This window comes from Myxococcus llanfairpwllgwyngyllgogerychwyrndrobwllllantysiliogogogochensis (assembly GCF_006636215.1).
GTDB lineage: Bacteria > Myxococcota > Myxococcia > Myxococcales > Myxococcaceae > Myxococcus > Myxococcus llanfairpwllgwyngyllgogerychwyrndrobwllllantysiliogogogochensis.
In genome coordinates this window covers 35,331-41,553 of record NZ_VIFM01000078.1, presented here as the reverse complement: position 1 = coordinate 41,553, position 6,223 = coordinate 35,331, and the positions used below count along the sequence as shown (strand labels likewise).

The following is a 6,223-nucleotide window of genomic DNA, read 5'->3' as shown; positions in this document are numbered from 1 at the left end:
CAGGACGGGCGGGTTGGACGGGCGGGTTGCAGCAAGCGAAGCGGGAGATCCGCTTCACATCGGGACGGCTCGGGCGTGAGGGATGGGCGGTGGGGGCCGGTCCTCAGCGGAAGAACATCTTCGCGAGGACCGGTTCACCTTCAACGCCACCCATCCCCCTCAAAACACCGAGAGCCCGGTCAGCGTCGTGAACCGGTCCAGTGCTTCCACACCCGCAACGGAGTTGCCGTGGGCATCCAGCCCCGGACTCCACACACACAATCCACAGCGATTCGGGATGACGGCGATGATGCCGCCACCGACACCACTCTTGCATGGCAGACCCACGCGATAGGCGAACTCGCCCGCGGCGTCATACGTGCCGCAGGTGAGCATCACCGCGTTGACCTGCTTGGCCTGGCTGCGCGTGAGCAACCGCTCCCCTTTCGCGCCCTGCCCATGACGCGCCAGGAAGCCACAGGCCCGCGCGAGGTCCGCGCAGCTCATCGACAGCGAGCACTGCCAGAAATAGTGCTCCAGCACGCGAGGCACCGGGTTCTGGATGTTGCCGTAGCTCGCCATGAAGTGCGCCAGCGCGGAGTTGCGGTGGCCGTGCTCGGCCTCTGACGCGGCGACCACCGGGTCGAAGTCCACGGACGCGTTGCCACTCTCCGCCCGCAGGAACTCCCGCAACACTCCGCGCGAATCACCCGTGAGACTCAGCAGCCGGTCCGTGACGACCAGCGCCCCCGCATTGATGAACGGGTTGCGGGGCACACCCTGCTCGTACTCGAGCTGCACCAGCGAGTTGAACGGATTGCCCGAGGGCTCCTTGCCCACCCTGCGCCACAGCGCATCCCCATCGCGAGCCAGCGTCAGCGCCAGCGCGAACACCTTGGAGATGCTCTGCACGGAGAAGGGCACCCGCCAATCCCCCACGCCGAACACCTCGCCATCGACGGTCGCCAGCGCCATGCCGAACCGTGCGGGGTCCACCGCGGCCAGCGCGGGGATGTAGTTCGCCACCCGCCCTTGCCCCACCGTCGGCCGGATGGCCGCCATCACTTCATTCAGAATCGCCTGGAAGTCGTCCATCGCGCGCCCCGTCCACCGTGGCCCCGGATGATAGCCGCGCGGGGGAATGTCGCCTCATTCACATCGGTGAACCAGCGAACCTGACCTCAGGCCCCAGAGCACTGGGCATTCGCCAATCACCCTCCACATTCCGCGGACCCGGATGAACGATGGGTCCGGGGAAAGGAAATGAATCCATGCGTCACTCCCGTTCATACTTCCTCGCAGGCAGTTGTGCGCTCTTCTGCGCCTGCGGCCCCATGGAGGAGTCGGTGGACCCACCGACCACCGACAGCGACTCCGAGCTTGAGCTGAGCCAGGACCTCAACAACGCACCGCAGTGCACCGGCCCCAGGTTCGTCGCCGACCTCGCGCCGGGGACCGGCTCGACGAACCTGCTCGACAGCGCCGAAGTGGACGGCGTCGTCTACATGAGCATCGTCTACGGTCCGAGCCTCGACACCTACTACCTATGGAAGTTGGAGGAGAAGTCGGGCGGGCAGGACCTCCACTCCGGATGGAAGGCCACGCTGCTGCTCGGAAACCTCTCCGACGCTCCCAAGAGGATGACCGTCGTGGGCTCCAAGGTCTTCTTCATCCTCGATGATGGCATCCATGGCAGCGAGCTGTGGAAGACGGATGGCACTCCCGGCGGGACTCGACTGGTCGAGGACATCAATCCCTTTGGGAGCGCCTTTTCCGACAATCCCCTCAACCCTGTCGCCGTGGGCAAGACGCTCTACTTCGCCGCCGATGACGGCACGCACGGCACGGAGCTGTGGCGCAGTGACGGAACGACGGGAGGCACGCGCCTCGTGAAGGACATCTTCCCCGGCCTCCCGAGCTCCTCACCCGGGCAGCCCCTGCTGGATGGCAAGCGGCTGCTCTTCGCTGCGGACGACGGCAGCAAAGGTCGTGAGCTGTGGAAGTCCGACGGCACGAGCGGGGGGACTCGACGGGTGCGAGACATCTTCCCTGGTGCCATGGGGTCGTCGCCCGACCAGCTCTTCCGACTGGAAGACGGCACCGTGTTCTTCGTGGCGGATGACGGCACCCACGGTCGGGAACTCTGGACGACGGATGGAACGAAGGAGGACACCGAGCTGGTGGAAGACATCCGTGCGGGCTCGGCGGGCTCGGACATCGCCTGGCTGACGTCGGGGAAGAAGAAGCTCTATTTCACCGCGAACGACGGCGTCCACGGCTCGGAGCTGTGGACCTCGATGGGCTGCGAGGACGACACGCGCCTCGTGAAGGACATCCGTCCCGGTGCCATGGGCTCGGCGCCTAATGAGCTGGTGCCGCTGAAGGGCAATGTCATCCTGTTCGCCGACGACGCCACCCATGGTCGGGAGCCCTGGAGGAGTAACGGCACGACGGCGGGCACCTTGATGCTCGCGGACACCCACCCGACCTCGCCACCGTCGGGGTACGGGCCCACCAGCCTGGTCGCCGGCAAGAACAAGGTCTTCTTCTACGCCACCACGCCCGACACGGGGAAAGAGCCCTGGGTCACCGACGGCACGCCCTCGGGCACCCGGCTCATCAAGGACCTCCGCCCTGGGCCCGAGCCCTCCATCTCCGGAGACCCCTTCCCGCCCTTCGTCGTGGGCGGTGGAGCGACGTTCCCCTACTACAACGAGGCCGTAGGCGTGGAGCTGGTGTGGACCGACGGCACCGCGTCGGGAACCCGTGTTGCGGACATCAATCCAGGCCCGGATTCGTCCAGTCCGGTCGCCTTCCGCGCCACCCACGACTGGGTGTACCTGGTGGCGAGTGATGGCATCCACAATAGCGAGCCGTGGGCCCTCTCCGTGGGCTGCTTCCCCAAGAACTGAGCCTCGAAGACACGTTCATGAGACGCGAGTGTCCGGAGCCGGGAACCGATTGTCCCAGCTCCGGCCACCGCGCCAGGTGGCTCGTCGCACCGTGCGTCTGACGACAGAGAGTGCGCCTCATGGCACGCTCCGTGCTGTCGGGCACACGCATGGACTTTCTCCGCCAGGACTTCCGTCACGCGCTGCGCCGGTTGCGACGCAGTCCCACGTTCACCCTGGTGGCGGTGCTCACGCTCACGCTCGGAATCGGGGCGAACGCGGCCATCTTCAGCGTGGTGCACACCGTGCTGCTGCGTCCCCTCCCTCTCCAGGACGACGCGCGCGTGGTGCGGCTGTACAGCGTGGGGAAGCAGGGCCCGGGTCCCACTTCACCTCCTGACCTGGTGAGCCTGCGCGAGCAGGCGCGCTCCTTCACCGGACTGGCCGCGCTCGCGAGCACCGAGCTGACCCTGGGCGCGCATGACGCCGAGTCGCTCCCCGTGAAGGTCCAGGGAACCCTCGCCACTGCCGACCTCTTCCAGGTGCTCGGCCCGCGCGTGCACCTGGGCCGAGCGCTCCAGCCAGGAGACGATGCTCCAGGGGCGCCTCCGGTCGCCGTCATCTCTCATTCCTTGTGGCAGCGTCGCTTCGGCGGAAGTCCGACGGTGCTGGGGCGAACCCTGAGCACGGGAGCCCCCGTGCCCGCCACGGTGGTGGGAGTCATGGCGCCCGGCTTCGACTTCCCGGCGCGTTCGGATCTCTGGTTGCCCCTGGTCCTGGGCCCGGAGTCGTTGACGCCGGAAGCACGCGGTGCCCACTGGCTGGAGGTGTATGGCCGCCTCGCGCCCGGCGCGAGCGTGGAGCAGGCAACCGCCGAGGTGGCCGCGATTGCACGAGGACTGGCCGAGCAGCATCCCCGGACGAACCGGGATGTGGGCGCGAGCGTGGAGTCCCTGCGCGACGTGCTGCTGGGAAAGGTGCGTCCGTCCCTGCTGATGTTGATGGGCGCGGTGGGGCTGGTCCTGCTCGTCGCCTGCGCGAACCTCACCCACCTGTTGCTCGCACGTGCGGCCTCTCGTGAGGGAGAGCTGTCGATTCGCCTCGCCCTGGGCGCGAGCCGGGGCCGGCTGGCTCGCGAGCTGCTCGCGGAGAGCGGCCTGCTGGCGCTCGCGGGTGGCGCGATGGGACTGCTCGCGGCCATGTGGGCCATGGATGTCCTGACCGCGTTCGGCCCCCAGGACATTCCTCGTCTCGAGGAGGCCTCCATCGACGGCACCGTGCTGGCCTTCACCGCCGCGTTGGCGATGCTCACCACGGTGTTGTTCGGCCTCGTTCCCACGCTGAAGGCCACGCGCGTGTCGCTCGGCGGTGGGCTGCGCATGGCGAATGCGGGGAGTGGCGGTGGCGCCCATCACCACAAGACGCGCGCATTGCTCATCGTCGGGGAGACCGCGCTCGCGGTGTTGCTGCTGGTGAGCGCGGGGCTGCTGTTGCGCAGCTTCGTGCATCTTCAGCGAGCGGCGCCGGGGTTCGAGCCGGAGGGAGTCCTCACGGTGAAGATCGACCTGCCGCCCAATCGGTATGGCTTCGGCACCGCCGCGCCCGAGGCCTTCTTCGACCAGCTCCTCGCGAGGCTGCGCGCCCTGCCCGGCGTCGAGGCCGCGGGCATCGTCGCTGGCCTGCCGATGGACGGAGGCAAGATGCCGCTCGACCTGAAGGACCCCCAGCGTCCGGTGCCACCTGGAGCGGCCCCCTGGAAGGCCAGCGTGCGCATCGTCAGTCCTGGCGCCCTGGAGACCCTGCGCGTGAAGCTCCTGAGTGGCCGGGGGCTGAGCGCCGAGGACCGAGGTGAAGGTAGGCGCGCCGTGTTGGTCAACGCGGAGGCCGCTCGCCGGTTCTGGCCGAACGAGGACCCGTTGGGGCGGACGCTGAGCACCGACATGAACTGGGGAAACGGTGCGTTCGGAGGAGTCGTGGTCGGCGTGGTGGACAACCTCGCCATCGACGGGCTGGCGGCGCCCGCTGTCGCGGAGGTCTATCTCCCCTATGAGCAGGCACGCAGCACGCAGATGACGCTGGTGCTGCGAACGTCGGCGGACCCGCTCACGCTCGCCTCGGCGGTGCGCGCGGAGGTCCGGTCGCTCGACTCGAGCCTCGCGCTCGGCAGCGTGCGCACGCTGGCCTCGGTCGTGGACCACACGGTGGCGCCGCTGCGCTTCTACTTGCTGCTCGTCGGAGTCTTCGCCGGGGTGGCACTGCTGCTGGCCGCGGTGGGGCTCTATGGCGTCGTCGCCTATGCGGTATCCCAGCGGACACGGGAGCTGGGCATCCGCCTGGCCCTGGGCGCGAGGACACACCAGGTGACGAACCTGGTGCTGCGTCGGTATCTGGGATTGACGGCGATGGGGCTGGGACTCGGGCTCGTGCTCGCGGCGGCGGCCAGTCGGACGCTCGTGCATCTGCTCAGCGGGGTTCAACCCGTGGATCCACTCACGTACGCGGTGGTGCTGGTGGTTCTGGGGCTGGTGGCCTTTGCCGCGGCCCTGCTCCCCGCGCGGAGAGCGGCACAGGTGTCTCCCTCGGTCGCGCTCAGGGGTGACTGAGGAAGCCGGGCGTGGGGCCCGTCAGCGGGCATCGTGGAAGATGATGCCCACCGTGTGACGGTGGCCCGAGCGGAGGCGGCTCACGCCGTGACGCATGTTGACGCGGTAGATGCCTCGCGTGCCCTGCACGGGGCGGTGGTGGACGGGGAAGATGACGCCATCTCCCTGGCGAAGTGGCACCACCTCCGCGCGGGACTGCATGCGGGGGCGCTGTTCGGTGAGCACCAGCTCGCCTCCCGTGAAGTCTCGCTCCGGCTCCGACAGGAGGAAGGCCACCTGGAGCGGGAAGACCTCCTCTCCATAGAGGTCCTGGTGGAGGCAGTTGTAGTCGCCCTCGCCATACTGGAGGAGCAGTGGCGTCGCCCGGAGCTGCTCGGCCTGATGACAGTGCTGGAGGTAGGCGGCGTGCGTGTCGGGGTAGCGCGTGTCGATGCGCATGGCTTCGTTCCAGCGATTCGCGATGGCGGCGAGCTGGGGGTAGAGCCCGCTTCGTAGACGGGCGACGAGGTCAGGGAGCGGATAGGCGAAGTACTTGTACTCGCCCCGACCAAAGCCGTGCCGAGCCATGACAACGCGACTGCGGAACGGCGCATCGGAGGCGTAGAGCGCCGCGAGGGCCACGCACTCGTCAGGCGTCAGCATGGAAGCCAGCGTGGCGCACCCGCGTGTATCCAGCTCCGAGCCGAGAGCCGCCCAGTCGAGCGCCTCCAGGCGCTGCTCCACGTTGGGAGGGCTCGACGCACGCATCCT

Annotated in this window: 4 protein-coding genes; 2 read left to right on the top strand and 2 right to left on the bottom strand. The window is 68.3% G+C overall.

What is annotated here, in order from left to right; genetic code table 11:
* Nucleotides 1-159: 159 nt before the first annotated feature.
* A complete protein-coding gene (locus FJV41_RS20505; RefSeq protein WP_141644205.1) occupies nucleotides 160-1,074 on the bottom strand; it encodes a glutaminase in 915 nt (304 codons plus the stop codon).
* A 176-nt stretch (nucleotides 1,075-1,250) separates the two neighbouring features.
* On the opposite strand from FJV41_RS20505, the gene FJV41_RS20500 reads away from it, so the two are divergent.
* Nucleotides 1,251-2,891 carry an ELWxxDGT repeat protein gene (locus FJV41_RS20500; protein WP_181790800.1) on the top strand — a complete coding sequence of 547 codons (1,641 nt, stop codon included), beginning with the start codon at nucleotides 1,251-1,253 and terminating at the stop codon, nucleotides 2,889-2,891.
* A 119-nt stretch (nucleotides 2,892-3,010) separates the two neighbouring features.
* Nucleotides 3,011-5,473 (top strand): ABC transporter permease, encoded by a 2,463-nt coding sequence (locus FJV41_RS20495; RefSeq protein ID WP_246137312.1) that lies wholly within the window; start codon nucleotides 3,011-3,013, stop codon nucleotides 5,471-5,473.
* 21 nt (nucleotides 5,474-5,494) lie between these two features.
* Here the strand turns inward: FJV41_RS20495 and FJV41_RS20490 are convergent, their stop codons facing one another.
* Nucleotides 5,495-6,220 (bottom strand): 2OG-Fe(II) oxygenase, encoded by a 726-nt coding sequence (locus tag FJV41_RS20490; protein ID WP_438616747.1) that lies wholly within the window; start codon nucleotides 6,218-6,220, stop codon nucleotides 5,495-5,497.
* Nucleotides 6,221-6,223 lie beyond the last annotated feature (3 nt).

Bases quoted from the DNA above. Each gene is read 5' to 3' on its own strand.
- FJV41_RS20505 (WP_141644205.1), bottom strand. From the start codon at position 1,074: ATGGACGACTTCCAGGCGATTCTGAATGAAGTGATGGCGGCCATCCGG.
- FJV41_RS20500 (WP_181790800.1), top strand. From the start codon at position 1,251: ATGCGTCACTCCCGTTCATACTTCCTCGCAGGCAGTTGTGCGCTCTTC.
- FJV41_RS20495 (WP_246137312.1), top strand. From the start codon at position 3,011: ATGGCACGCTCCGTGCTGTCGGGCACACGCATGGACTTTCTCCGCCAG.
- FJV41_RS20490 (WP_438616747.1), bottom strand. From the start codon at position 6,220: ATGCGTGCGTCGAGCCCTCCCAACGTGGAGCAGCGCCTGGAGGCGCTC.